The sequence below is a fragment of the Anabaena sp. WFMT genome (assembly GCF_051781005.1).
Taxonomy (GTDB): Bacteria; Cyanobacteriota; Cyanobacteriia; order Cyanobacteriales; family Nostocaceae; genus Anabaena.
This window is the reverse complement of the sequence record NZ_JBPWOA010000025.1, coordinates 1-24920: the sequence shown is the minus strand read 5'-3', so window position 1 is coordinate 24920 and position 24920 is coordinate 1. Positions and strand designations below refer to the sequence as shown.

Annotated in this window: 21 protein-coding genes and 3 pseudogenes; 16 read left to right on the top strand and 8 right to left on the bottom strand. The window is 41.0% G+C overall.

From position 1 onward, the window contains the following. Positions 1-225 precede the first annotated feature (225 nt). Positions 226-330, bottom strand: coding sequence for a photosystem II reaction center protein T (locus ACSQ6I_RS16285; RefSeq protein WP_015216983.1), 105 nt, complete (start codon positions 328-330; stop codon positions 226-228). 119 nt (positions 331-449) lie between these two features. After that, on the bottom strand, positions 450-1979 hold the full coding sequence (gene psbB, locus ACSQ6I_RS16280; RefSeq protein WP_015216984.1) for a photosystem II chlorophyll-binding protein CP47: 1530 nt from the start codon (positions 1977-1979) through the stop codon (positions 450-452). Between the two features lie 906 nt (positions 1980-2885). Between psbB and ACSQ6I_RS16275 the strand changes: the two genes are divergently transcribed. From ACSQ6I_RS16275 to ACSQ6I_RS16255, 5 genes and pseudogenes are all read left to right on the top strand, one after another. Continuing rightward, positions 2886-3140, top strand: a complete 255-nt coding sequence (locus ACSQ6I_RS16275; protein ID WP_438891341.1) for a type II toxin-antitoxin system Phd/YefM family antitoxin — start codon at positions 2886-2888, stop codon at positions 3138-3140. Continuing rightward, on the top strand, positions 3137-3397 hold the full coding sequence (locus ACSQ6I_RS16270; RefSeq protein WP_438891340.1) for a Txe/YoeB family addiction module toxin: 261 nt from the start codon (positions 3137-3139) through the stop codon (positions 3395-3397). Before ACSQ6I_RS16275 ends, ACSQ6I_RS16270 begins: the two co-directional genes overlap by 4 nt. Before the next feature lie 24 nt (positions 3398-3421). Next, positions 3422-3986, top strand: a pseudogene (locus ACSQ6I_RS16265) (Uma2 family endonuclease). A 131-nt stretch (positions 3987-4117) separates the two neighbouring features. Next, positions 4118-5731 carry an ABC transporter substrate-binding protein gene (locus ACSQ6I_RS16260; protein WP_438891339.1) on the top strand — a complete coding sequence of 538 codons (1614 nt, stop codon included), beginning with the start codon at positions 4118-4120 and terminating at the stop codon, positions 5729-5731. A gap of 255 nt (positions 5732-5986) precedes the next feature. After that, on the top strand, positions 5987-7012 hold the full coding sequence (locus ACSQ6I_RS16255) for an ABC transporter permease (protein WP_438891338.1): 1026 nt from the start codon (positions 5987-5989) through the stop codon (positions 7010-7012). Positions 7013-7173: 161 nt separating this feature from the next. Here the strand turns inward: ACSQ6I_RS16255 and dnaK are convergent, their stop codons facing one another. The 3 genes from dnaK to cobU form a co-directional block, all read right to left on the bottom strand. Next, complete coding sequence (gene dnaK / locus ACSQ6I_RS16250; protein ID WP_438891337.1) at positions 7174-9081, bottom strand: molecular chaperone DnaK; 1908 nt, start codon at positions 9079-9081, stop codon at positions 7174-7176. 546 nt (positions 9082-9627) lie between these two features. Further along, positions 9628-10056 carry a hypothetical protein gene (locus tag ACSQ6I_RS16245; protein ID WP_438891336.1) on the bottom strand — a complete coding sequence of 143 codons (429 nt, stop codon included), beginning with the start codon at positions 10054-10056 and terminating at the stop codon, positions 9628-9630. A gap of 56 nt (positions 10057-10112) precedes the next feature. Then, positions 10113-10661, bottom strand: coding sequence for a bifunctional adenosylcobinamide kinase/adenosylcobinamide-phosphate guanylyltransferase (gene cobU, locus ACSQ6I_RS16240; protein WP_438891335.1), 549 nt, complete (start codon positions 10659-10661; stop codon positions 10113-10115). Between the two features lie 160 nt (positions 10662-10821). Between cobU and ACSQ6I_RS16235 the strand changes: the two genes are divergently transcribed. From ACSQ6I_RS16235 to ACSQ6I_RS16215, 5 genes are all read left to right on the top strand, one after another. Then, entirely contained in the window at positions 10822-11628 is an 807-nt protein-coding gene (locus ACSQ6I_RS16235) for a hypothetical protein (protein WP_438891334.1), read from the top strand. A gap of 264 nt (positions 11629-11892) precedes the next feature. After that, the gene (locus ACSQ6I_RS16230; protein WP_438891333.1) at positions 11893-12825 is read left to right on the top strand and encodes a glycosyltransferase; all 933 of its coding nucleotides are present in this window, start codon (positions 11893-11895) and stop codon (positions 12823-12825) included. Between the two features lie 20 nt (positions 12826-12845). Next, a complete protein-coding gene (locus ACSQ6I_RS16225; protein ID WP_438891332.1) occupies positions 12846-13775 on the top strand; it encodes a glycosyltransferase family 2 protein in 930 nt (309 codons plus the stop codon). A 248-nt stretch (positions 13776-14023) separates the two neighbouring features. Then, the gene (hpsU, locus tag ACSQ6I_RS16220; protein ID WP_438891331.1) at positions 14024-14617 is read left to right on the top strand and encodes a hormogonium polysaccharide biosynthesis acetyltransferase HpsU; all 594 of its coding nucleotides are present in this window, start codon (positions 14024-14026) and stop codon (positions 14615-14617) included. Positions 14618-14793: 176 nt separating this feature from the next. Then, entirely contained in the window at positions 14794-15336 is a 543-nt protein-coding gene (locus tag ACSQ6I_RS16215) for a hypothetical protein (RefSeq protein ID WP_438891477.1), read from the top strand. A gap of 38 nt (positions 15337-15374) precedes the next feature. Here ACSQ6I_RS16215 and ACSQ6I_RS16210 read toward each other — a convergent pair whose 3' ends face one another. The 3 genes from ACSQ6I_RS16210 to ACSQ6I_RS16200 form a co-directional block, all read right to left on the bottom strand. After that, on the bottom strand, positions 15375-16559 hold the full coding sequence (locus tag ACSQ6I_RS16210) for a WD40 repeat domain-containing protein (RefSeq protein ID WP_438891330.1): 1185 nt from the start codon (positions 16557-16559) through the stop codon (positions 15375-15377). Between the two features lie 347 nt (positions 16560-16906). Beyond that, entirely contained in the window at positions 16907-18280 is a 1374-nt protein-coding gene (locus ACSQ6I_RS16205; protein ID WP_438891329.1) for a DUF2330 domain-containing protein, read from the bottom strand. Next, complete coding sequence (locus ACSQ6I_RS16200) at positions 18277-19146, bottom strand: RnfABCDGE type electron transport complex subunit D (RefSeq protein WP_438891328.1); 870 nt, start codon at positions 19144-19146, stop codon at positions 18277-18279. The genes ACSQ6I_RS16205 and ACSQ6I_RS16200 overlap by 4 nt, the downstream gene beginning before the upstream one ends. Before the next feature lie 932 nt (positions 19147-20078). Between ACSQ6I_RS16200 and ACSQ6I_RS16195 the strand changes: the two genes are divergently transcribed. From ACSQ6I_RS16195 to ACSQ6I_RS16170, 6 genes and pseudogenes are all read left to right on the top strand, one after another. Continuing rightward, positions 20079-20624, top strand: a complete 546-nt coding sequence (locus ACSQ6I_RS16195) for a reverse transcriptase N-terminal domain-containing protein (protein ID WP_438891327.1) — start codon at positions 20079-20081, stop codon at positions 20622-20624. Between the two features lie 510 nt (positions 20625-21134). After that, positions 21135-22970, top strand: a complete 1836-nt coding sequence (gene ltrA / locus ACSQ6I_RS16190; protein WP_438888823.1) for a group II intron reverse transcriptase/maturase — start codon at positions 21135-21137, stop codon at positions 22968-22970. Beyond that, positions 22963-23559, top strand: a pseudogene (locus ACSQ6I_RS16185) (reverse transcriptase/maturase family protein); the annotation flags it as partial. The gene ltrA and the pseudogene ACSQ6I_RS16185, both read left to right, overlap by 8 nt. Beyond that, complete coding sequence (locus tag ACSQ6I_RS16180; protein WP_438889724.1) at positions 23545-23973, top strand: group II intron maturase-specific domain-containing protein; 429 nt, start codon at positions 23545-23547, stop codon at positions 23971-23973. The pseudogene ACSQ6I_RS16185 and the gene ACSQ6I_RS16180, both read left to right, overlap by 15 nt. A 33-nt stretch (positions 23974-24006) precedes the next feature. Next, positions 24007-24351: an HNH endonuclease gene (locus ACSQ6I_RS16175; protein ID WP_438889723.1), complete on the top strand. Its 345-nt coding sequence runs from the start codon at positions 24007-24009 to the stop codon at positions 24349-24351. Between the two features lie 198 nt (positions 24352-24549). Further along, positions 24550-24920 (top strand): annotated as a pseudogene (locus ACSQ6I_RS16170) (ISLre2-like element ISCst1 family transposase); the annotation flags it as partial.

Genomic DNA, 24920 nt, shown 5'->3' with positions numbered 1-24920 from the left:
CACTTACACCTTTGTTCATACTAGCTCAGAAGAGCTAGGTTCACACATATCAACTTCCAGATAGGAAATTATATCACATATCAAAAAGTTTTTCACCAGTTGACAACTGTAGCCTAATTAGTTTAGCAAAAGATATTCGCAAGATTATCCGTTGCCGCCTATTCTAGGTTGCAACGGATAGAATCTTTAGATTACCTGACAAGTCAGGTAAAGGGTAATAGGAATCTATTTTTCTTTTTTCTCAAAGCGGGGTGGTTCGCGGAATGCGATCGCAAAAAAGAGAACGCCTATTGCCAAAGTGAAAATTAAGATGTATGCAACACTTTCCATATTACGAGTTCCTGTTTATCCAGTCGGTAATATTAGTGTACCAAGGAGAGGGATGAGGTGTGGGATATAAGGAAGTAGATTTTCCCTAATTCCCAGTCCCAATCCCCATTCCCCAAAAGTTAGAGAGCTTCCTTCCGACGGGTTGATTTGTCACCCAATTTCTGGAATAGACCCCACTCAACTTGCTCTTCTAGATCCGCTTCCACACCAGCGAACACGTCTCGGTAGATTGTCCGAGAACCATGCCAGAGGTGTCCAAAGAAGAATAGGAGGGCAAATACAGCGTGACCAAAGGTAAACCAGCCTCTGGGAGATGTACGGAATACACCATCAGATTTTAAGGTTTCCCGGTCAAATTCAAAGATTTCTCCACCTTGAGCCTTACGGGCATACTTCTTCACATCAGCAGGATCTGTAAAGGTTTGACCATTCAGATTGCCACCGTAGAAGCTAACAGTAACGCCTGTTTGCTCAAAGCTGTACTTGGATTCTGCCCGACGGAAGGGGATATCAGCGCGGATAACACCGTCTGCGTCAGTCAAAATCACTGGGAAGGTTTCAAAGAAGTTAGGTAGACGACGTACAGTCAACTCTCGACCTTCACCATCTTTAAATACAGCGTGTCCTTGCCAAGACTGAGCAATACCATCACCGTTAACCATTGCTCCTGTACGGAACAAACCACCTTTAGCGGGGCTATTGCCTACGTAATCGTAGAAAGCCAGTTTTTCGGGAATTTTTGCCCAAGCTTCAGCGAGGGTAGCACCTTGGGCAACATCTGTTTGCACACGGCGCTCAATTTCTTCATGAAAGTAGCCTTGATCCCATTGGTAGCGGGTAGGGCCAAACAGTTCAATGGGAGTGGTAGCGTTGCCGTACCACATTGTTCCAGCAACAATGAAAGCGGCGAAGAATACCGCAGCGATACTGCTAGAAAGTACGGTTTCGATGTTACCCATCCGTAGGGCTTTGTAGAGCCTTTCCGGTGGACGAACTGTGAGGTGGAATAAACCAGCAATAATACCGACAACACCAGCAGCTATGTGGTGAGCGACAACGCCACCAGGGTTAAACGGGTTAAACCCGGCTGGTCCCCATTCTGGTGCTACTGCTTGGATGCTACCAGTGACACCGTAGGCATCGGAAACCCACATTCCAGGGCCAAATAGTCCTGTGAGGTGGAATGCACCAAAACCGAAACAAAGTAAACCAGATAAGAACAGGTGGATGCCAAACATTTTTGGCAAGTCTAAAGCAGGTTCGCCTGTGCGGGGATCTCTAAATAATTCCAAGTCCCAGTAAACCCAGTGCCAAACGGCAGCGAGGAATAACAAACCGGAAAGAACAATGTGAGCAGCTGCAACGCCTTCAAATGACCAGAAACCAGGATCGGTTGCTTGTCCACCAGTAACGCTCCAACCGCCCCAGGATTCGGTGACACCTAGACGTGACATGAAGGGTAGTACGAACATCCCTTGCCGCCACATGGGGTTGAGAACTGGATCACTGGGATTGTAAATAGCCAGTTCATACAATGCCATTGAACCAGCCCAGCCAGCAACTAGGGCTGTGTGCATTAGGTGTACAGAAATCAGCCGGCCTGGATCGTTCAGAACAACTGTATGTACTCGGTACCAGGGTAGTCCCATTGACTACAATCCTCCTAGATGAGTTAGTTTACAAAGCAATTTTCTTACTGAGGTTCCTAGGGACGGAAACCGCCACTCGGATTACTCTCTGAGTTTTTTGTTATTGCCAGTCTTGAGTTTTACCACAGATGAGCCTGTGGTTTAGCAATGCTGATCCGCTGTTATAGGTAAGTTTCCTTGGAGTTGCGAACTTTTGGGAAGTGGCTATTTGAGCGGCTATGCGATCGCCAAGCAAAAATGAGAATATTTTAAAAAGTGTAACTATTGATGGGACTCTTTGCAAGCGTCTCAATAAATGCAATTACCTAGCTTGTGGCTCAAATATCGCTACCAATCCCCAAAATGCGGCTGATTATCATCTGAATCTCTCTGGAATGCTGAAGTTATTTTAAGCTCACAATGTACCGCATAAAAATAAATTGGGGTTTTTCCAGGCGATAGAGAAGCGCTGCTGCTTTAAGCAGATCGATTACTGAAGTATTACTAGTTTTATTTTAGACATATTTATACACAATAATTTGTGCAATCATCAAGGAATAGACGCAAAAGCCTGTAATTGTTTACAAAATTCAGTAGATAACCCAGAAAGGTATGTATAATAAATATTGACTGCGAGTTAAATATTATGAGTAACTTTAATGTCTTCATGAATGCCTAGCAGCAACCAGAGAATAAATTGACTTACAATTTTCTCTGCTTAATTAAATATGCCAAACAATAAAGAGTTGATCGAATTTCTAACTGATGGAAAATTGTTTTTTCAGAAGAAGAATTTGTCAAAATTATCACCAATAGTTAGCCGCTTAGTTTCGATTGTCTATCATCGTCTCTTCCTTGCCTTTACTTTAATCCTGAATTTTATAGGCTATGATTTAACTAATCTTTAACAGATATAAGGAGGATCAAATGGATGCAATAACTACTCAACAGGCAAGTCATGACTTAGATGGTTTGATAGATCGGGTTATTGCAGACGTAGAACCGACTATTATTTGTAATAACAAAGGCAACAAAGCCATTTTAATTTCTCTAGACGAATTTTCATCATGGCAGGAAACGTTGTATTTACTGTCAAATCCTGTTAACGCCAAGCATCTTTTTACCTCAATTCAATCAGCAAAAGCAGGTGAGGTTGTTGAGAGAGATTTAATTGAAGAATGAAACTCACATTTACAGAATCTGCATGGGAGGATTATTTATGGTTTCAAGATACTGATAAGAAACTCTTGAAAAGAATCAATACTCTGATTAAAGAAATTTTGCGAAATCCTGTTGAGGGCATGGGTAAACCAGAACAATTGAAAGCTAATCTATCAGGTTATTGGTCAAGGCGCATCAACACCGAACACCGATTAGTATATGAAGTGTTAGAAGACAACGTAATTATTGTAGCTTGTCGGTTTCATTATCAAGATTAGATTTTAAGCATGAGAGGAAAGGCAATGACAGTTGCTATTACGAAAAAGATGTCCTTTGAGGAATTTCTCAACTATGACGATGGCACTGATAGTTTATATGAATTGGAAAATGGAGAATTAATTTCCATGCCTTCAGAAAGTGATATCAATCAAAGGATCGCTATATTTCTATTAATATATTTTTCTCAATTACGCATCCCATCTTCTCGATTGCGGATGAAGGCTGAGGTGGCTGTGAATAGTAGACGGGTAGGCGTGCGTGTACCTGATCTGGTAGTATTTTCTGAAGAGTTAGCTCTTGCTATGGAAGGGGCTACTCGTTCACTGGTATATATGGCCCCCACCGTTATTGGTGGTTGAGGTGGTGAGTCCTAATCAGGCTAATCGTGATTATCGCTATAAGAGATCCGAGTATGCAGCACGGGGTATTGCTGAATATTGGATTGTTGACCCCATAGATCAAAAAGTTACAGTGTTGGAATGGGTAGAAGGTTTTTATGAACAGCAGGTATATGAAAATGATAGTCTGATTGTTTCTCCCCTATTTCCTGACCTCAAGTTGACTGCTGCTCAAGTTTTACAAAAATGAGATGCTATTCTTGTAAAAATAATCTGATTATATGTAATTAGCTAGATATATATCTTAGAATAATTGACTGCTGATAAAAAAAATTAATGGTAATAACTAGGTTTTCCCGGTCTATGAGACATTGGGGTAGGATGGCAAAATTCCTATCTTTGTTCTCTCTATGTTTATTGTTGGTTGTAAGCTGTACCCCCAGTCCACAGACAACTGCACCTAATTCTGGTGCTGTGAATACTCCTGCTGGTGATGGCAGGATTACTGTAGGTACAACTCAAAAGCCCCGTACCCTTGATCCTGCTGATGGCTATGAATTGGCATCTTTGGGTTTAGTCTTTAATATGAGCGATCGCTTGTACACCTATGAACCAGGCAGCACGGAAATCAAACCCCAACTGGCCACAGCATTACCTAAAGTTAGTGCAGATGGTTTAACTTACACCATCCCCATCCGTGAAGGAGTAGTTTTTCACGATGATACTCCCTTCAACGCCAAAGCAATGGAATTCAGTATCCAGCGTTTTATAGAAAATAAGGGTAAACCCTCCTTTTTATTAGCTGATACAATAGACTCTGTAAAAGCCACAGGGGACTATGAGTTAACAATTAAGCTGAAAAAGCCTTTTGCGGCGTTTCCGTCCTTGTTAGCGTTTTCTGGGGTGTGTCCAGTTTCCCCCAAAGCTTATGAAATTGGTGCAGGTAAATTTAAACCCAATATCTTTATTAGTACTGGCCCTTACAAATTAGCCCAGTATGGAACTGATTCTCTGCGCTTTGATGTGTTCGATAAATATTGGGGTGAAAAACCAGCTAATAAAGGCATTAATGTCCAAATTCAAACTAGTCCAGTCAATTTGTTTAATGCTTTTCGGACTGGTGCGGTAGATGTAGCTTACTTATCTTTACAACCAGACCAAATTCGCAGTTTGGAAGAAGGTGCGAAAAAAGGAGATTGGCAAGCTATAACAGCCCAAGGTAGTGTGGTTAGTTATATGGTGTTGAATCGGAATCAGAAACCTTTAGATAAAGTGGAGGTGAGAAGTGCGATCGCATCACTAATTAATCGTCCATTATTAAATGAGCGCGTTTTGTTTAGTCAAGCAGATCCGCTTTACAGTATGATTCCTACTACCTTCAATGTTTCCCAGCCATTATTTAAAGATAAATATGGTGATGGTAACTTTGAACAAGCTCAAAAATCATTAATTGCAGCTGGTTTTTCCAAAGACAATCCGGCTAAAGTCCAAATTTGGTATCCTTCCAGTTCACCCACTCGCAGTTTAGCAGCACAGACACTAAAATCTCTCGCTGATACTAAAATGGATGGCATATTACAACTGGAAGTAAACACAGTAGAAGGTGCTACCTTCTTTAAAAATATTTCCGCAGGTTTATATCCAGCAGCATTACTTGATTGGTATCCAGACTTTTTAGATCCAGATAACTACGTACAACCATTTTTAGCCTGTGAAAAAGGTTCAGTTGCTAAAGGATGTGAAAATGGAGGCAGTCAAACTCAGGGTTCATTCTATTATAGTGAAGCCATGAATAAGCTGATAGATCAGCAACGCAAAGAACAAAATCCTGAAGCCAGGAAAAAAATATTTGCAGACATTCAAAAGCAAGTTTTAACTGATGTTCCCTATGTACCTTTATGGCAAAACAAAGATTATGTATTTGCCCAAAAAGGTGTAAGTAACGTTAACCTTGACCCCACCCAAAACCTGATTTATAAAACGATTACAAAGTAAGTTTTAGTCATTGGTTATTGGTAACGAATCCTGACTCCTAATTCCTAAACTTCTATTATTCTCGTTCCCAGTCTCTGACTGGGAATGCTATCACAGAGGCTCTGCCTCTACTTTAATCGAAGGCAGAGCCTTAAATAATTCATTCCCATAAGAGTATGGGAACGAGAGGACTGGTGAGATCAGGGAGATAGAGAAGATTCTTTATCTGACTCCTGACTCCTGACTTCTGTAACTTCTGTAACTCCTATTTAAAATATGTCTCGTTCTAAAGCCTTACAATATTACATAGTTTCTCGGTTGCTCTTTGCGCCACTACAATTATTAACTATTATCACTCTTGTCTTTCTTTTACTCAGAGCTACACCGGGAGATCCAGCAGATGCAATTCTTGGTGGACGTGCGCCAGAAAGTGCTAAAGAAGAATTAAGAAAACAACTAGGTTTAGACTTACCTATATGGCTACAATATCTAAATTATTTAGGACATATCCTGCGTTTTGATTTAGGAACTTCCTTAACAAGTCGAGGACAGCAAGTGTGGGAAATAATTGGGCAACATTTCCCCGCAACAGTAGAATTAGCAGTTTCAAGTATGGCTGTGGCGCTAATTGTTGGTGTTTTAGTGGGTACTTTTTCCGCTTCTCGTCCGGGGACATCTTTTGATGTTGGTGGGCGTTTATTTGGAATAATTACCTATGCGCTACCCATGTTTTGGGCAGGTATGTTGTTACAATTAATTTTCTCAGTTCAACTGGGTTGGTTTCCCAATTCTAACCGCTTTCCTCCAAATCTCCCTGTACCTTCATCTATCACAGGTTTATATACAATTGATAGTTTATTAACTGGTAATTTTAGTCAGTTATTTACCGCGTTGCATCATTTAGCTTTACCCAGCTTGACTTTAGGAATTTTGCTGAGTGGAATTTTTGAGCGTATTGTCAGAGTTAATTTAAAACAAACTTTAAAAGCTGATTACGTAGAAGCGGCTAGGGCGCGGGGAATTTCTGAAAATAAGATTTTAGTCTCCCATGCTTTGAAAAATGCCTTAATTCCTGTAATTACGGTTTTGGGGTTAACGTTTGCTTCCCTGTTAGGTGGGGCGATTTTAACGGAAGTCACATTTTCCTGGCCGGGTTTAGCAAATAGACTATATCAAGCTATTTCTGACCGGGATTATCCAACAGTGCAGGGGGTTTTAGTATTTTTTGGTGCGATCGTGGTAAGCGCAAGTATTTTAATTGATATTCTCAATGCTTATGTAGATCCAAGAATTAGATATTAACCTAAGTTGCAATATACCCAAGATAGAGGGCTGGGTTTCCCTGCCCCTACAAGGTTGACGATGACAATATGAAAACTGCACTGGCCAAAAAAATTCCCACTCAGGTAAACACCTGAATGGGTATTCAAAAAGGGAGTTTAATTACCCCCTAGAGAATAGAATTATTTGCTTTCAGTGAAATCAGCATCAATCACATCGTCACCACTACCAGAAGGGGGAGTAGCACCACCATCTTGAGGAGGTTCAGCACCAGGAGCCTCACCTGCACCAGCTTGTTGATAGATGTTGCTACCAATAGCAAACAGAGCTTGTTGCAATTCTGGTGTCAGTTTCTGGATTTGCTCATCATCTTCCTTAGCCACTGCTTCCCGCAGTTCTTTCACCAAACCTTCGACTTTGGTTTTATCAGCTTCAGGAACTTTATCACCTAATTCTTGCAACTGCTTTTCAGCTTGATATGCTAAAGAGTCGGCTTGGTTCTTGCGTTCAATCTTCTCACGCCGTTCTTTGTCACTAGAAGCATTTTGTTCCGCTTCTCGCACCATGCGGTCAACATCATTTTTATCCAAGGTGGAAGCGCCGGTAATGCTGATAGATTGTTCCTTACCAGTGCCTTTATCCTTAGCGGTGACGTTGAGGATACCGTTTGCATCAATGTCAAAGGTAACTTCAATTTGAGGTACACCACGAGGTGCGGGAGGAATACCATCTAAACGGAAGGTTCCCAAACTCTTGTTATCGTTGGAAAATTCCCGTTCCCCTTGGAGAACATGAATTTCTACGTTGGTTTGACCGTCTACAGCAGTCGAGAAGACTTCTGATTTTTTGGTAGGAATGGTGGTGTTGCGAGGAATAATCTTGGTCATTACACCACCCAAGGTTTCTACACCCAAGGACAGTGGTGAAACGTCTAACAGCAAGATGCCTGTAACGTCACCAGCCAAAACACCCGCTTGAATAGCTGCACCAACTGCTACCACTTCATCAGGGTTAACAGTTTGGTTCGGGTCTTTACCTAGTACCCGCTTGACTACATCTTGGACTGCGGGGATACGGGTGGAACCACCAACTAGTACGACTTCATCAATGTTGCTCTTATTTAATTTGGCATCTCTGAGAGCATTTTCTACAGGGATGCGGCAACGGTCAATTAAGTCAGAGCAAAGTTCTTCAAATGTGCCACGAGTTAGAGTTGTATCCAGGTGCTTGGGGCCGTCCTGGGTAGCTGTAATAAATGGCAGGTTGATTTCGGCTTGGGTAACGCTAGAAAGCTCAATTTTAGCTTTTTCTGCGGCTTCAGTTAAACGTTGTAAGGCTTGTTTGTCTTTCCGTAGATCAATGCCTTCGTCTTTTTTGAATTTTTCAGCTAAAAAGTCAACTATTTTTTTATCGAAGTCGTCACCACCAAGGTGGGTATCTCCAGATGTAGCTAGAACTTCAAATACGCCATCACCTACTTCTAGTACAGATACGTCGAAGGTACCACCACCAAGGTCAAAGACGAGGATGGTTTCGTTGCTCTTTTTATCAAAACCGTAAGCCAAGGAAGCGGCTGTGGGTTCATTGATAATCCGGAGAACTTCAATCCCAGCGATTTTTCCAGCGTCTTTTGTTGCTTGACGTTGGGAGTCGTTGAAGTATGCGGGAACGGTGATGACTGCTTGGGTAACGGGTTCACCCAGATATTTACTAGCGTCTTCTACTAGTTTGCGGAGGACTTGGGCAGAAATTTCTTCGGGAGAAAATTGTTTGCCTGCACCTGGGGAGTCTAACTTGACGTTACCGCCACTACCTAGCACTTTGTAAGATACTTCAGTGGTTTCTTTGGTAACTTCGTCATAACGACGACCGATGAAGCGTTTAACCGAATAAAAGGTATTTTCGGGGTTCATGACCGCTTGACGTTTGGCAATTTGACCAACCAAGCGATCGCCATTTTTAGCGAATGCTACCACTGATGGCGTTGTCCGAAATCCCTCTGCATTAGCGATTACGGTGGGTTTACCACCTTCCATAACTGCTACGCAGGAGTTAGTCGTACCTAAATCAATTCCAACTACTTTTGCCATTTTATTTTGCTGGCTCCGTATAACTACAAATAAAGGACTAAATTTTTAACCAACTGATCGAAAAAACAGTCAGTTCAGCATTTTCTGGCTGGTCTGGGGTTGAAACCGCAAGTTATGCTGATATATATACTGAACTTGTGTAGTCAGTCCATGAAGGGTGGTTTCCCGAACCTTGGGTAGGACGGTTATTCTTAAAGGGTGTTTTTAGTTGGTTCATGGAATAATCTGTTCTCACTCTGACTAATGTATGAGAATTAATACGTTCATGAATTGGGGTGAACCGTAATCTCTAAGTCGTATTTGCCGTCAAAATGAAGCTTTAGACTACCTGATGGCATATTTTATATGTCTAATGGCGTTTTAATGTGTGGAAAACACTGGAATAGATAGCAAAAAGGTAAAATAGCCAAATTACAGTTATGTTAAAAAATATGAAGCAATATTAAACGTGATAATTTAATCACTTGTTATATCAACAAGCTCTGATTTCTGTGAAGGAATGTGATCACCTAAGAGATCGCATCTCTTTCCCTTCTGAAGCTCCAGCTATGCCGGTAGGGCTTTACTCTCACTGCAAGCATCGCAAATTTCTGTCAGTTGTTGTTGGCTATTAACTGGGTTGCGCGGTGCTGGTAGTTCAGTATTCGGCCATGTAGGTAAACTATTACAGGGACAAAATAAAGCTGGCATACCCATAGTACGTACTGGTACTGGCATATCACAGCGACCACAAGCGAGCATTTCCCAAGCTGGTGTTAGCAGTTGAGCGATGGTTTCATGAGTACCTTCTAAATAACAGTCACACTTTTCTAGGGAGATAATTTGCTCCCAGCAGTCTTCAAAGTCTTGGCTATAGCGATCGCCATTTAGGACTGTACTAGGTAAGAAGCTTTGGTCGCTATGACCCACTACCACTTTCTTCCCTAATTGAAACCAGTGAGCAAGATATTGTTTAACTTCTTGTTTGTTTGCCATATGCTTAATTGTAGATTTAATTCAGGGATTTTACTTGGTGAAGCTTTAATTTTAAATTAAGACTTTGCTGGTGGTAAGGGTACACCCAGAATACTGAGATTTAAAACATGACCACCTGTAACTAAGTAAACTGTCTCAGAAACTGCACCTAATTGACGAACTAAAGCACCCAAGCGATCGCGAAATGTTCTCCCCAGAGGATAAGCGGGAACTACACCCCAACCTGTTTCTTCTCCCACAAATAGCAGATCAGCCTCTACTAAAGACACAGTTTCTAGCAATTCTGTCAAGGTTTTTTCCCAACTCAAATCATCTTGTTCCAGAAAATTAGCTACCCAAGTTCCCAAAGAATCAATCAAAATACAGGTATTAGGCTTGGAATTAGCTAGACTTGCTGCAAGTTCCACTGGTGCATGGAGTGTTACCCAATTTTTTGGACGGCGTTTTTGGTGTTTTTCAATACGTTGCTGCCACTCTAGATCATGGGTATTTTCGGTAGCTGTTGCTATATAAATAACTGGTTTTCCTGACTGAATAGCTAAATTCTCTGCCCACTCACTTTTACCTGATCGTGCTGGACCTGTTACTAAAATAACTCTACTCATAATTATATTGCCATATATCTGCTCAAAAGAGTCTAACTTTTCTCAATAAACTACTATCATCCCCTATACAATAAAAAGAAGTTTCTCAATAATTTTCACTCTTAACAAACTCTCAATAGAAATCATTCAATACCACCAAAACAAGCTTCAGGATCTCTTTATGAAAGCAGGCTTAAAACGCATTGAGGCAACTCTACATGATTTGGGTATACGCAATACTGACATAGAATCAGAAGCAGGTGAAGGAATAAAACGCCCGTTCTCCTTTAGAATCAGCATCGGTGCTAACAAATCTACAGAAAATAAAGAAACTACAACGGAAGAGTTTAATACAGTTGATACAAGTGCAAATACTGTAAATGAATCAGACTCGCAGCCAAATTTATTTCCCAAACATAACTCCGTAAAAACTTTTCCGACGCAGGAAAATGACGGTAGAACACCCAGTTTACCTAAGTTTAAAACACCAAGCTTCAGTAACCATCGTCATGGTGCAAATCCAGCATTTGCAATGAATATCTTGCAAGATATTCAAGAAACGGTGAATAATTGGCAAACAGAATTACAGGGAATTCTTCAACAAATTCAGGATATTTATCTAGAAGGGCCAGTTATTAATGGCTGGTTAGAATCTAATCCCCAAGAAGCAGAACCAGGAGGAACTGCAACACTGCGTCATGCAGAAGTTGACCGACTCATGGATTATGTGGAAGAAATTTGTGAACCTGCTGATAATAAGGTATCTTATCAATCATCACGTACTGACTATCGCCTTTGTGGAGTCGATGCTGTAGGTAAAGTCTGGTCACGTTCATGTCCAGTTGATCAAGTTCCTAATGTCAGTATGGCTATTGCTCGTTATCAAAAGTTACGCCAGCTGTTTGGACGCAAGCAGTATCTAGAAACTCGTCTCAGCCAATTAGCCGAAACTCTTGTGGCATTACACAGCCATATTCATCAGGTGTGAACTACTCAGATAAAGTCTTGATGAAGTTTTTAATGATTTTTCATGAAGATTGTTTATATACGATAGTGACCGCGAAATTCCGGTTTGTAGATCGGTAATTATGAGGTAGATTAATAACCAGTAAGCAACTGTCGAATTGGATATTCTAGCAGAAGTCAGAAGTAAAACCCTTGTGTCATCTGAATTTCATCATGAATTGATGTCCTCATCACCCTGTCTATTGCTATATCTAAAAATCCAAATCTTCAAATAACAAACAAGGCCATGCCAGATATCCAAATCTCTGCAATCATTTGTACTCATAATCGAGATACGTATTTAGGCGCAGCAATCGACAGCCTATTGACTCAGGAGTTTACGGCTAACTTTGAAATTGTGGTAGTGGATAATGGATCAAGCGATCGCACTCGTGAAGTTGTAGAACAAAGATCCAGCCATCCCCACCTCAAGTATATTTTTGAACCCACACTAGGTTTATCTGTCGCTCGCAACACAGGTGCTAAAGCTGCCAGCGCTGAGATTCTCGCTTATTTGGATGATGATGCCGTAGCTAGTCCCCAATGGTTGCAAGTTTTGTATTCTGCATATGAAAATAATCCCAAAATAGCGATCGCAGGTGGCAAAGTTACCCTCATCTGGCCACCAGGCATTGAACCACCAAAATGGATATCTCCCGGACTAGCTGCCAACTTAGGAGCTTATGACTTAGGTGAAAGCGCCCTCTACATTGAACAACCAGGTTCCACCCCCAGAGGCTTAAATTACTCCATCCGGCGCAGTTTTCTAGACAACATCGGCGGTTTTGACCCCCAACTAGGACGAGTCGGCAAAAACCTATTATCTAACGAAGAACTACAAATGACCGAATTTGCCCTCCAGGGTGGTTGGCAAGTCGCTTATCTTCCCCAAGCCCTAGTTGCTCACAACGTTGCCCCAGAACGCCTCAAACCCTCCTGGTTTTTAAACCGGGGTTGGTGGCAAGGTATCAGTGAGTGCTATCGGGAACAACTTGCTGGTAAAGCCGGTCTTGGACAACTACAACGAGGTAGCGAAAAGTTTGTACGTGGCTTATATAAATCATTACAATATATTACTGATCCAGCCGAAAGATTTGATAAACTAGTCTATGCTTATGGTCAGATTGGTTACTTAAATGCTGCAATTCACGGACTTATGTCTAAAACCAACAAAAAATAAATTAAACTAAAAGAATTATTATGTCATCTAAAATACCAGTTTCCGTACTCATTCCCGCCAAAAATGAAGAAGCAAACCTACCTGCTTGTCTCACTAGTCTGGCAGTAGCCGATGAAATCTTTGTTGTTGATTCTCAAAGCAGTGATAGAAGCATCGAGATTGCGGAAAGTTACGGAGCTAAAGTTGTACAATTTAACTTTAATGGCAGTTGGCCGAAAAAGAAAAATTGGTCATTAGAAAACTTGCCTTTTCGGAATGAATGGGTGCTAATTGTTGATTGTGATGAGCGAATTACACCTGAATCCTGGGCAGAAATTGCCGAAGTAATTAAAAATGAAGAATGTAATGGTTATTATATCAACCGCAGAGTATTCTTCTTAGGAAAATGGATTCGTCACGGAGGTAAATATCCTGATTGGAATCTCCGGTTATTTAAACATCAAAAAGGCCGCTACGAAAACCTCAACACTGAAGATATACCCAATACAGGCGATAATGAAGTTCACGAACACGTCATTTTGCAAGGTCAAGTTGGGTATCTCAAACATGATATGCTCCACGAAGACTTCCGCGACCTTTATCATTGGTTAGAAAGACATAACCGCTATTCTAATTGGGAAGCCCGTGTTTATTTTAATTTGCTCTCAGGTAAAGATAACGCTAATACCATTGGTGCAAATCTATTTGGTGATGCAGTACAACGGAAACGCTTCTTAAAAACCGTGTGGGTACGCTTGCCATTTAAACCATTATTAAGGTTTATCTTGTTCTATATTCTTCAACGCGGTTTTTTAGATGGCAAAGCCGGTTATATATATGGACGCTTACTGAGTCAATATGAATATCAAATTGGGGTCAAACTCTACGAATTAAGCAGTTGTGGAGGACAATTAAATACTGCAAACATCTCTGAATCTACCTCCTCAACTTTGTCTCAGGAAGCAGGGTAATAGGTATACTGCAAACGGTTTGTTGTTTAACCAAATATGGAACCCCTCTCCAAACCTCTCCCCGCAACGGGGAGAGGCCTTGAATTTGTTCTTTGTATTATGAAAAAGTAAGGTTCCTAGCTGTTTTGAGTATAATAGGTAATGGATAAATATAGCATTAAGCACTTAAATGAAATACATCATAGCCCCCTCATCGCTTGCGGGGAGGGGGTTGGGGGTGGGGTTCTTGTAGCTTTCTCCTGCCTCCAATGACCAATGACAAACCCTTTGTAGATTTACGTAACTATAACCAATCTTGGTTTGACAGAGGTCGCCCAGGTTGGTATGTTTTGTTTTGGTGGTTGGTGCAAGCGATCGCATTTCCGCTCACTCCCCAACCGCTGAATGTATTGCGTTGTCAGCTACTGCGGCTATTTGGAGCTAAAATTGGCAAAGGCGTATTAATCAGACCCACAGCCCGTTTCACCTATCCTTGGAAAGTTACCATTGGTGATTACAGTTGGATTGGTGATGACGTAGTTTTCTACAGCCTTGATCAAATTTCCATTGGTGAACACTGCATAGTTTCCCAAAAAAGTTATCTGTGTACTGGTAGTCATGACATCCAAGATCCTGCCTTTGGTTTGAAAACCGCAACTATAACCATCGGTAATGGTGCATGGGTAGCAGCAGATTGTTTTGTAGCCCCAGGAGTGGAAATTGGTGCTAATGCCGTGATAGGTGCGCGTAGTAATGTTTTTACTAATATGCCCCCTGGTCAAGTTTGTTGGGGGAGTCCCTGTCGTCCCCAGCATCCAAGAGTCAAAACGGAAGGAAACCCAAAATTCAACACTTCTGGTTAAACTCAATGGGAGATATTATGTCATTAACTCAATTACATCAGACTAGAAATTTACTTACTAAGGGACTTCCAATTAAAAAAATACCCAAAAGTTTCTTGTGGTGCGGGCATCTTGCCCGCAAATTATCAAGGACGGGCAGGATACCCATCCCACAAAATTGGGGAATTTATTTTTTGGTGATCCATAAAGGTTTATTCACTAACCTTTTTACTGTTGCTTTTACTTCCATTTTATTAACCAACATTGGCATTAATCAAGCACAAGCTTCATGTGCAGCACCTTATAGTAATCTTGATTTTGAACAACAACCATCCTCTTATTGGCAAATAGAAGGACGTGGGGGTTTTGATGTTAAAAAGGGATATAGTTTTAAAGGTCAAAATAACGCTTGGATGCGGAATGTTTCTGGCTGGAATGGTATTCGTCAACAAGTACGTCTCAAACCAAATACTAACTATATTTTGGAGGCTTATGTGAGAACATCAGCTAATGTTACAGATGGATATTTTGGAGTGCGTGATAGTCAACAGAAAGTTTGGTCAGAACTCAAATTTGGGAGTTTGCCACAATATACAAAATTAACACTACAATTCCGAACTGGTAATGCTTCAACTTATAACATCTTTACAGGTTTGTGGGCTTTAGGACAAGATAGTTGGGTGCAAGTTGATAGTTTTTCTTTAAAGGGGCCAAGTCCAGAATGTTTTGACCAACAATAATTTTCATTAAACTCAAGTTTTCAATATAGACGGGGTATCTAAAGCTTTTTATCAAAATCGACATTCCAGAGTTTAATAGTTTTGTCTCTGCTTGCAGAAGCGATAGTTTTATTATCTGCACTCCAAGCCACACTCAAGACAATATCCCTATGTCCATTCAAGGTTTTGATCAATTTGCCTGTGCTTGTATCCCAGAGTTTGATAGTACTGTCTGCACTACTAGAAGCAAGGGTTTTACCATCTGGACTCCAAGCCAGGCTACTAACCGCATCGCTATGCCCAGTCAGGGTTGTGATTAATTTATCTGTGCTTATATCCCAGAGTTTGATAGTTCGCTCTGTACTAGAAGAAGCTAGGGTTTTGCTGTCAGGACTCCAAGCCAAACCATAAACAGTTCCTCTATGTCCAAGAGTTTTGATTAATTTACCTGTATTTGCATCCCAAAGTTTGATAGTGTTATCCCCACTCCCAGAAGCGAGGGTTTTACCGTCCGGACTCCAAGCCACATTGTAAGCCTCTGATGTATGCCCACGAAGGGTTTGGATTAATTTACCTGTGTTTGCATCCCAGACTCGGATGGTTTTGTCCCAACCTCCCAAAGCGAGTTTTTTGCCGTCCGGACTCCAAGTTACACTCCAGAACCCGTGGCTACCAGTCAGGGTTTTGAGTGGTTTTCCAGTGGTTACATTCCAGATAATTATTTCGTTCCCACTTATAGAAGCAAGAGTTTTACTATCACTATTCCAAGCTACACCATATACCTGATAGCGATGATTTAGGGTTTTGATTAATTTACCCGTCGTTATATCCCAGAGTTTGATAGTACCGTCTGCACTACTAGAAGCGAGAGTTTTGCTATCTGCACTCACCGCTACACTAATAACGAAATCACTGTGTCCTGTCAAGGTTCTCTGCTCTGGTTGCTGTGCATCTGCGGTTATCATAATTTGATGATTTGTTCTTACCCCTTGAGTTTGTTTGAGTTTTCCTGCTACTTTGAATGCAGAATTATCAGCATCACTAGTTTTCAGTGTTGGGGAGAGATTTGTTTGTGCTGACACTGCGTTAACAAAGCTATCGGCAAGAATCTTATCAGCTGGTTGTTTTGGTGTCGTAAGTTCTTGTGCTTGACAATTTGCTGTCACAGCCAGCACAGCCAAAGCAACTCCGGCTGCAATAGTTTTATGAGAGTTAGTTACTTGAAAAAATTTTCGTAAATCCATGATCATTTTGTTTGAATTTAGGTAATTATTTGTCCTGTACTTAGAGGCATACATTAGACAAGAACGTGAAAATTAAATGTGCGTTTATTAAAACCCTACAATGGGGTATGAAAGGTAGTATAAATACTAGCAATGGCCAAGGAAGGTATATGATCTGGGATTTACGCACTGTACAAACTTCAGATGATATGTATGAAGGAAATTGCCTAGTTTCAGGCTTTTGGAATTGCATATTAGTGCGGTGCGTCAGATAGAAACAATCTGTTAGATGCTCAATTATCGGGTCTGACGCACCCTACAACACTATTCCCCCTTGAGTTTCTTGGCGTTACAGACTTTTGACCGTTTCACAACCCTAACCAGGTTAATAAATTTTCCCACCAAGAACCTGTTGTAGTTCCGATATCAAACTTCATTCTTTGGCGAATGTCTTGAATTTTCCAATTCGTTAACTTGGCTAGAGTTTGGGCTTCTTGTTCAAAACGTCCAGATAAAGACCGTTTGTATTCCCTACCAGCAGAACACTGCAAGCTTCCTGTAAAGGGATGTTGTAAAACATAACGTCCTTGGAAAGATTCTTGATTGGAAGTTGTTTGAAACATCAAATCTTCTGGAAACTTATTGCGGGTATAGCGGACGTGCAAACGGGTAATAAAAACATTACCTGTGGGGAAGGGACGACGAAATTGAGGAGATGCTATGCCATTGTTATCGACATTATTATCTAACCAAAATACACCAGCTTGCTTGAGTTCTTCTGAGTTGAGAGGATCAGCAGAACAAGGATCGCAATTACTCATATTCCAAGCATATTCTAGAAAAGCAACTTTTTTATCTTCTTTGGTGTAAGAAGTTTGAAACATTGATTTATAGAAGTCGCCAAATTCACTTTTAACAAAAACGGGAATATTGAGGTTAGAGGGAACTTTGACTGTCCGGTAATTGGTGACTTCGGCTTGTCCCTGGGGTGAAAGAATGTAGACTATTAAATCTTGCTCAGTTGTGGCATTAATCATACCCAAGCGAATGGGCAACATAAACTTGGGTGATTCGTAGGATATTTGTAGAGGTCGGAGTGATTGGTAGCCAGATTCTTCAAATTTATCTAGGTTGATTTTGGCAACAAAGAACTTCATTGAAGAACGAATGTATGGTTTGAGTAATTGATTTGCTCCTCTGGGCATTTTGTACCCATTGCGGTTAAGCCAAGTTTCTAAACCACCAGATTCTTTTGCACTGAGAATAACGATATCATATTCACCAACATTGAAGCGTGCCTCAACTGTGACACCTAAACTGTTATCTTGTCTACTACTTTCCGCTGCACCTCTGCCTAATGCTGACATTGGTGCTGGTACAGCGCTCATTTTGTAAACTGGGGCGCAGGGATCTTCGTCAAAATATTCTACTAATCTAGGAGCGCTAAAAGCATCCAATCGTTCAATAATTCTCGGTTCAGCAACACGTACTTGCTCTTTTTTGATGACGGTTGGTACTGGTACGACCATTGCAAAGTCTTTAACTTCGCCTTGAAAGTCGTTAGCCATTGTTAATACTGTTTTATTATCCTGCCGTGCAATAACTACTTGAGAAGCTTTGTTGTAGAGTTTAGTATCAGCTTTGGCAACATAAAAACCACAAAAAGCCAATGCTGTTGGTGCAAAAGATAGGATAGCAATAAGTGCTATTAGTAAGGGGATGAATAATTTAAATTTTTTCATTGTTTTGGTAATTGGGAAGATGTTATGGATAATTCTGCCCCATCTCCTTCTCTCAGCCAAGCAAATTTGGGTGCAACCCAGAGGGTATCTATGAGAATAGTTAATGGTGCGATCGCAAATAATGCCCAAAAAACAGCGGTTGAGAGAAAGAAATAATTCCGCAAAATAAAGGTGATAATGGCAATAGATACAGCCCAAATTATCCTCCCTGTGCGGGCGTTGGGAATTGACCGAGGGTCTGTCACCATAAATAAGGCAAATAGTAATAAAGAACCACTCGTCAACCTATGTAAGTAAACATCCCAAGTCCAACCTAGCCAAAGATTACGCACGGCTTCTAGCAGAGAGTAAGCACCTAAAAAGGCTGCTGTGGTGTCCCAACGACCAACTCGTTGTAGAATCATGCCTCCTGTGCCAGCAAATAGTAGCCCATACCACCATTCTTCGCCCCACTGTCCGGGGGAAACCCAGGCATCAGAGGTGAGTGCTAAGACGGTAATGATGCCGAAGTTGGCAGGGTTGAAGAAATGCTTCTCACCAGTTTGGAAGATAAATTTGCTACCTATGGCGGTGACTGCGGCTAAAACCATTGTTGTCCAATGGTCAGCCCGTAATAATAAACTGAGTCCGAGAGAGGTAATTAAGGGACTGCGGATATTGATTATGGGTTGATGATCAGTGGGTTCTGGGCTAATGAAGAATGACCAATGACTGATGGCTAAGGAGAATATTAGTTGAGTTGTGATGCAGGTTGCGATCGCTATTAAAATTAATATAGGTCGCAGTGTCCAGTCTCTTGTGCCAATCCCTAAAATTAGGAATAAGCTCAAAAATAGAATTTGATAATCTCGAATATCTTTGAACATTACCCCTGCGGGTATTACCCCTAACTTTCTCATCAATTTAGACCAGAGTTAGGGGAAATAATATTCTTGTTACAAAATTTGTTACAGGATGTTGTTAAATCAGAATAATATCCGCACGCGGATTGAAGGCATATGGAGTGTTTTCGATGATTGCGAACTTAGTAGACAGGAAAAATAAATCACCTGTAGTGCTGTCATAACTGAACTCGTTCAATCCAGATGCACCAAATCCCAATTTATCAACCAGGATTTTGTCACCATCTGTGTTCCAATCGAAATCTGTAATAGTATCAATACCATCCGATAAATAGGTAAAGAGGAATTGGGAGCAATGCGATTTTGTGAGGTGGGTGCGATTCGTTGGCTAGAAATCAAGCCCAACAAGGGTTATGAAGGATTAGCCGCAGGGTTTTGAACCTTGACAACTGAATGACAATGTAGGTGCGAAACCTACCATCTAGGTGCAGGACTGAAAGCACTTTCCCTACGGTAGCGACTAGCCATCAATCCGTAAAGCGGGAATGAAAGATGGCTCTACTAATAGCCTAAATTGGTATCCATCAAGCAAATTATCCATGAGTAAAGCGATTGCTTAAAGATGCGTTTGAATCATCGTTACAAAAAAGTAGCGAAATCAGGCTGCCGCTACAACCAAAAGGTAAAGGATATAAGGGGCTGGCAAGTTGACCTTTGACCAGTAGCACTCCCAATAAACCCGGTGAACAGCATCACTCTAAAGATACATAGAATTGTCATTCGGAACGAAGTAACCCTCTATTTTGCGCTCTGAGAGGTCGAACACTCAGAGTAGGTGCTAACCGGATGCGGTAGAGGAAAAGATTGAGTAAAAAGCGAATGTTTGAATGTAATGTTCAAAATATGCTGACGTACTCACAATGGTTTGAAAGGTAAGGTCTAAATAAGAAGTATATATGTCTAATACACTGAGCAATCAGATGGTGGAATGGAACATGATACCCTGGCACAAGCTAGAGCGTCGTGTTTTTAAGCTTCAGAAAAGAATGTTCCAAGCCTCTCAACGTGGTGATGTTAAAGCAGTTCGTCAACTCCAAAAAACCTTAATGAGGTCTTGGTCAGCGAAAGCCATAGCTATACGCAAAGTCTCTCAGGATAATCAAGGTAAGAAAACCGCAGGAGTAGATGGTGTAAAATCATTAACACCAAAGGCAAGACTGAGCTTAATTTTACACCTGAAACTTACCCTGAAGGTTAAACCCACAAGACGAGTTTGGATTCCCAAACCGGGTACGAGGGAGAAAAGACCTCTGTCAATACCGACAATGCAAGATAGGGCAACACAAGCACTTGTCAAACTGGCATTAGAGCCAGAATGGGAAGCGGTCTTTGAGCCTAACAGTTATGGATTTAGACCAGGAGTGCGATTCGTTGGGTATAAACTAACCCCAAAAAGGGTGGAGAATTACCCGCAAAGTTACTTAATAACTTTGACAATTTGATAGTCATATGGGTGAGGTTTTAAACCAAGTCCCATCCTCCAGGTGCAGGAGTGAAAGCACACAGAGCGCAGTCTCGAACTGTGTCCCCCAAGGTAGCGACTAGCCATCAATCCTTGAAGCGGGGGTGAAAGGTGTTAAATACTGGAAGCCTAATTCGGTATACATCAAGCAAGAGTTCATGAGTAGGAATACGAAGGTACGTTTGAACCATCGTCAGGAATAACCAGCGAAATCAGGCTTTATGTGCTGGGAGTCCCAAAAAGGGCAAGGATAATGGGGAGTTGGCAAGTTCCCGGTTGACCAACAAGCACTTCCTCTAAACCCGGTGGATAGTACCGCTCTAAAAACTCGACCAATGATTATCAGAAACGAAGTAACCGCTCGTATGTTCTCAGTCTTCAACAATTGAGTAGGTGCTAACCAATACCACGAGTAGGCAAGATTGATTCAAAAGCAAACGCCTCATTGTAATGATGAGGATAGGCAGACAGAATCACGGTGATTTGGAAGATGAAGTTTCCAGTAGCAGTAAATATGTCTAATACGAGTTTAAAGACTACGGCGGAATGGCGTTCTATTAACTGGCGAAAGCTAGAACGTAGAGTGTATAAGCTGCAACAGAGAATTTATCGAGCCTCTCAGCGTGGCGATGTCAAAACATATCGCAGACTCCAAAAAACGTTGATGAATTCTTGGTCAGCAAGAGTGTTAGCGGTTCGTAGAGTTACCCAGGATAATTGCGGCAAAAAGACGGCAGGTGTAGACGGCGTTAAATCGCTGACTCCTAATCTTCGTCTTGCCTTGATAAATCAAATAAAGCTGGGTGCTAAGGTCAGCCCAACCAGGCGTGTATGGATTCCCAAGCCTGGATGTGATGAAAAGCGACCTTTAGGAATACCTACAATGAAAGACCGAGCCTTGCAAGCACTTGTCAAACTGGCGTTAGAACCAGAATGGGAAGCGCGATTTGAACCTAACTCATATGGGTTCAGAGCCGGAAGGTCATGTCATGATGCAATCGAGGCAATCTTTAATTCCATCAGGTATAAACAAAAATTTGTACTTGATGCCGACATATCGAAGTGTTTCGACCGTATCAACCATGAGGCACTGCTTTTAAAATTAAATACATCTCCCACCATTCACCGTCAAATTCGTGCATGGTTAAAAGCGGGGGTGATGGATGGTAAGCAGTTGTTTCCTACATCTGAGGGAACGCCACAAGGTGGGTGTCTTTCGCCACTTTTGGCAAATATAGCCCTCCACGGGATGGAAAACCGGATAAAAAGTGCCTTTCCTAGTCGCACAATTGTCAAGAAAGGTCAATACGCTGGCTACCAGCCAGGAGCTACTTTAATCAGGTACGCCGATGACTTCGTAATTCTCCATGAAGACATAACCGTTGTTCAAAGATGCCAGGAAATAATCTCCGAATGGTTAATCGGCATAGGCTTGGAATTAAAACCCAGTAAAACAAGACTGACGCATACCCTTTCAACTTTTGTTGGGGAAAAGCCAGGATTCAACTTCCTTGGATTTAATATCCGTCAGTTCCCCAAAGGGAAACACCATACAGGTAAAAATACCAAAGGGGAATTACTCGGTTTTAAAACCATCATTACCCCAAGTCAAGAAAAAGTGAAGGCACATTATGACCGTCTGGCTGATGTAATTGACTCCCATAAGTCAGCACCGCAAGCGGCGCTCATTAAGCGACTAAATCCCATCATTAGGGGTTGGGCTAACTACTACGCGACTGTCATAAGTAAGGAAATCTACGCTCAGTTAGATGACCTTGTGTATCAAAAACTTGTCTCTTGGGCAAAGTTCCGCCACCCAAAGAAATCATTGGGATGGGTGTCAAAGAAATATTGGCATTCCATAGGCGAGGATAACTGGGTATTTGCAACCTCTGAAGGTGGGGAAAATCCATTTCGTTTACTTGACCATACTCGCATTAAAATAGTGCGTCATATAAAAGTTAAAGGCGAACTGTCCCCATTTGACGGGAACCTGGTTTATTGGAGTACAAGAATGGGCAACAACCCAGAAATGCCGACAAGAGTCTCATCACTCTTGAAATGGCAAAAAGGGAAATGCACCCACTGTGGATTGTTTTTCCGTGAAAACGATGTGATGGAAATTGACCATATTATCCCCAAATCGCAAGGTGGAAAGGATGATTATAAAAATTGGCAACTTCTACACAGACATTGCCACGACACAAAGACTATCAGTGATGGTAGTCCTGGCAGAAAATCTGGCTGTAACAGTGCCGAGCCTAAGCCACCCTCCGAATTGAACTGGTTTTGGGAGGAGGATATGTTGGTAATGAGGAATGCGTGATAAGCACCAAGTCACTGAGGAGCCGTGTGAATTTAAAGGTTCAAGCACGGTTTTGAAGAGCAGTGGCTCTCGTAAGGGAGTCGCTGACTTTACTCGTTCAACCCATGATGCCATCGAAGCAATATTTAACAGCATCAAACAAAAACCAAAATGGGTTTTGGATGCCGACATTTCAAAATGTTTCGATGAAATCAACCATCAGGCACTACTCAAGAAAATCAATACGTTTCCAACCCTAAACCGTTTAATAAAGAAATGGTTAAAAGCAGGCGTATTTGATAATCATGAATGGTTGCCAACAAAACAAGGTACTCCGCAAGGAGGGGTAATTTCCCCTTTATTAGCCAACATCGCATTACATGGAATGGAAGAGTAAATCAACAAAATTGCTGATTCTTTACCAGGAAATAAGAAAAAGAATCGTTACGCATTATCCTTTATAAGATATGCCGATGATTTTATAATTATTCACCCAAGTTTCGATGTAGTTAACAAATGCAAAGACCGGATAAGTGAATGGTTGTCAGAAATGGGACTAGAATTAAAACCTAGTAAAACAAAGATTGTCCACACATTGAAGCTTGAATCCAACATAGTTACACAAAGTTCTATCAATACAGGAGGTTTTGATTTTTTAGGATTCAATGTTAGGGAATACCAGGTAGGAAAAAACCATTCTGGCAAAAACTCGAATGGAAATTTACTAGGCTTTAAAACACTCATTAAGCCAAGTAAAAAAGCAATAAGGAAACATTACGATGAAATCTGCAAGATTATTGATACTTACAAATCAGCCCCTCAAGAGGCACTAATAAAACGACTAAATCCTATTATTAGGGGATGGACGAATTATTATTCATCAGTTGTGAGTAAAGCAATATTTTCCTTGTTAGACCATCTCATATTCCAAAAGCTTCAAACTTGGGCAAAACGTCGCCACCCTGATAAGTCAAAAAGCTGGATTTCTAGCAAATACTGGGGAACAGTTGGCAATAATAACTGAGTATTTTCAACAAAGTATGACGGGAAAATAACTTTGACACTACTTAAGTATGCCAAAACCGAAATTGTTAGACATATTAAGGTAGAAGGTAAAAATTCTCCTTTTGATGGAAACTTAGTTTATTGGAGCGAAAGAAGAGGTAAAAGTACCCTATTACCATTAAGAGTGACAACACTTCTTAAGTCGCAAAAAGGGAAATGTAACCACTGCGGATTACAATTTAGAGAAGATGATGTGATGGAAGTTGACCACATTATTCCTAAATCGAAAGGTGGAAGGAATGATTACAAAAACCTACAACTACTTCACAGACATTGCCATGATGTGAAAACTACCATCTCCGGTAGTAGGTATGCACGACAAGCATCAAATTATTGAGGAGCCGTGTGATGTAAAAATATCAAGCACGGTTTTGAAGACCAGTAGGGCTGGTGACAGCCTTGCTGAGTTTAATGGGTAATCGCTAATTTTATTTCTCAGTACAGAAATATGTTTAGTTACCCGCTATGCAGTATTAATACTGTAATAATTGAATATCGATGAAGAGTATCCGGGAAAAACGGAAAGAGTGTTTTCTATAGTTTTGGTAAAATCGGCATTAACCTACGTCAATCTAAAATATTGAATCGGGAATTAGGAAATTTACCCAATGGTAATGTCCTGAAAGGACAAAGAGTTGTAATTGCTGTAGATGGTGGGAGGACTAAAATCAGAATTAATAAAAAAGGAAGGAAAAATTCCCAGACAAACCGTCACGGCTTTATAGGTAAATGGATTGAGCAAAAGTTAGTAACAATTTATGTCGTGGATGAACAAGGTAAAAAAATCAAGAATTCTGATATTCCTATTACTAATGATGGAACTTATGGTGGCTATAAAGTATTTTTGCAGATTTTAGAAGCACACTTAGTTAGTTTAGGAATTAATCAAGCAAAGCAAGTCTTATT

Bases quoted from the DNA above. Each gene is read 5' to 3' on its own strand.
- ACSQ6I_RS16285 (WP_015216983.1), bottom strand. From the start codon at position 330: ATGGAAAGTGTTGCATACATCTTAATTTTCACTTTGGCAATAGGCGTT.
- psbB (WP_015216984.1), bottom strand. From the start codon at position 1,979: ATGGGACTACCCTGGTACCGAGTACATACAGTTGTTCTGAACGATCCA.
- ACSQ6I_RS16275 (WP_438891341.1), top strand. From the start codon at position 2,886: ATGGATGCAATAACTACTCAACAGGCAAGTCATGACTTAGATGGTTTG.
- ACSQ6I_RS16270 (WP_438891340.1), top strand. From the start codon at position 3,137: ATGAAACTCACATTTACAGAATCTGCATGGGAGGATTATTTATGGTTT.
- ACSQ6I_RS16260 (WP_438891339.1), top strand. From the start codon at position 4,118: ATGGCAAAATTCCTATCTTTGTTCTCTCTATGTTTATTGTTGGTTGTA.
- ACSQ6I_RS16255 (WP_438891338.1), top strand. From the start codon at position 5,987: ATGTCTCGTTCTAAAGCCTTACAATATTACATAGTTTCTCGGTTGCTC.
- dnaK (WP_438891337.1), bottom strand. From the start codon at position 9,081: ATGGCAAAAGTAGTTGGAATTGATTTAGGTACGACTAACTCCTGCGTA.
- ACSQ6I_RS16245 (WP_438891336.1), bottom strand. From the start codon at position 10,056: ATGGCAAACAAACAAGAAGTTAAACAATATCTTGCTCACTGGTTTCAA.
- cobU (WP_438891335.1), bottom strand. From the start codon at position 10,661: ATGAGTAGAGTTATTTTAGTAACAGGTCCAGCACGATCAGGTAAAAGT.
- ACSQ6I_RS16235 (WP_438891334.1), top strand. From the start codon at position 10,822: ATGAAAGCAGGCTTAAAACGCATTGAGGCAACTCTACATGATTTGGGT.
- ACSQ6I_RS16230 (WP_438891333.1), top strand. From the start codon at position 11,893: ATGCCAGATATCCAAATCTCTGCAATCATTTGTACTCATAATCGAGAT.
- ACSQ6I_RS16225 (WP_438891332.1), top strand. From the start codon at position 12,846: ATGTCATCTAAAATACCAGTTTCCGTACTCATTCCCGCCAAAAATGAA.
- hpsU (WP_438891331.1), top strand. From the start codon at position 14,024: ATGACCAATGACAAACCCTTTGTAGATTTACGTAACTATAACCAATCT.
- ACSQ6I_RS16210 (WP_438891330.1), bottom strand. From the start codon at position 16,559: ATGGATTTACGAAAATTTTTTCAAGTAACTAACTCTCATAAAACTATT.
- ACSQ6I_RS16205 (WP_438891329.1), bottom strand. From the start codon at position 18,280: ATGAAAAAATTTAAATTATTCATCCCCTTACTAATAGCACTTATTGCT.
- ACSQ6I_RS16200 (WP_438891328.1), bottom strand. From the start codon at position 19,146: ATGTTCAAAGATATTCGAGATTATCAAATTCTATTTTTGAGCTTATTC.
- ACSQ6I_RS16195 (WP_438891327.1), top strand. From the start codon at position 20,079: ATGTCTAATACACTGAGCAATCAGATGGTGGAATGGAACATGATACCC.
- ltrA (WP_438888823.1), top strand. From the start codon at position 21,135: ATGAAGTTTCCAGTAGCAGTAAATATGTCTAATACGAGTTTAAAGACT.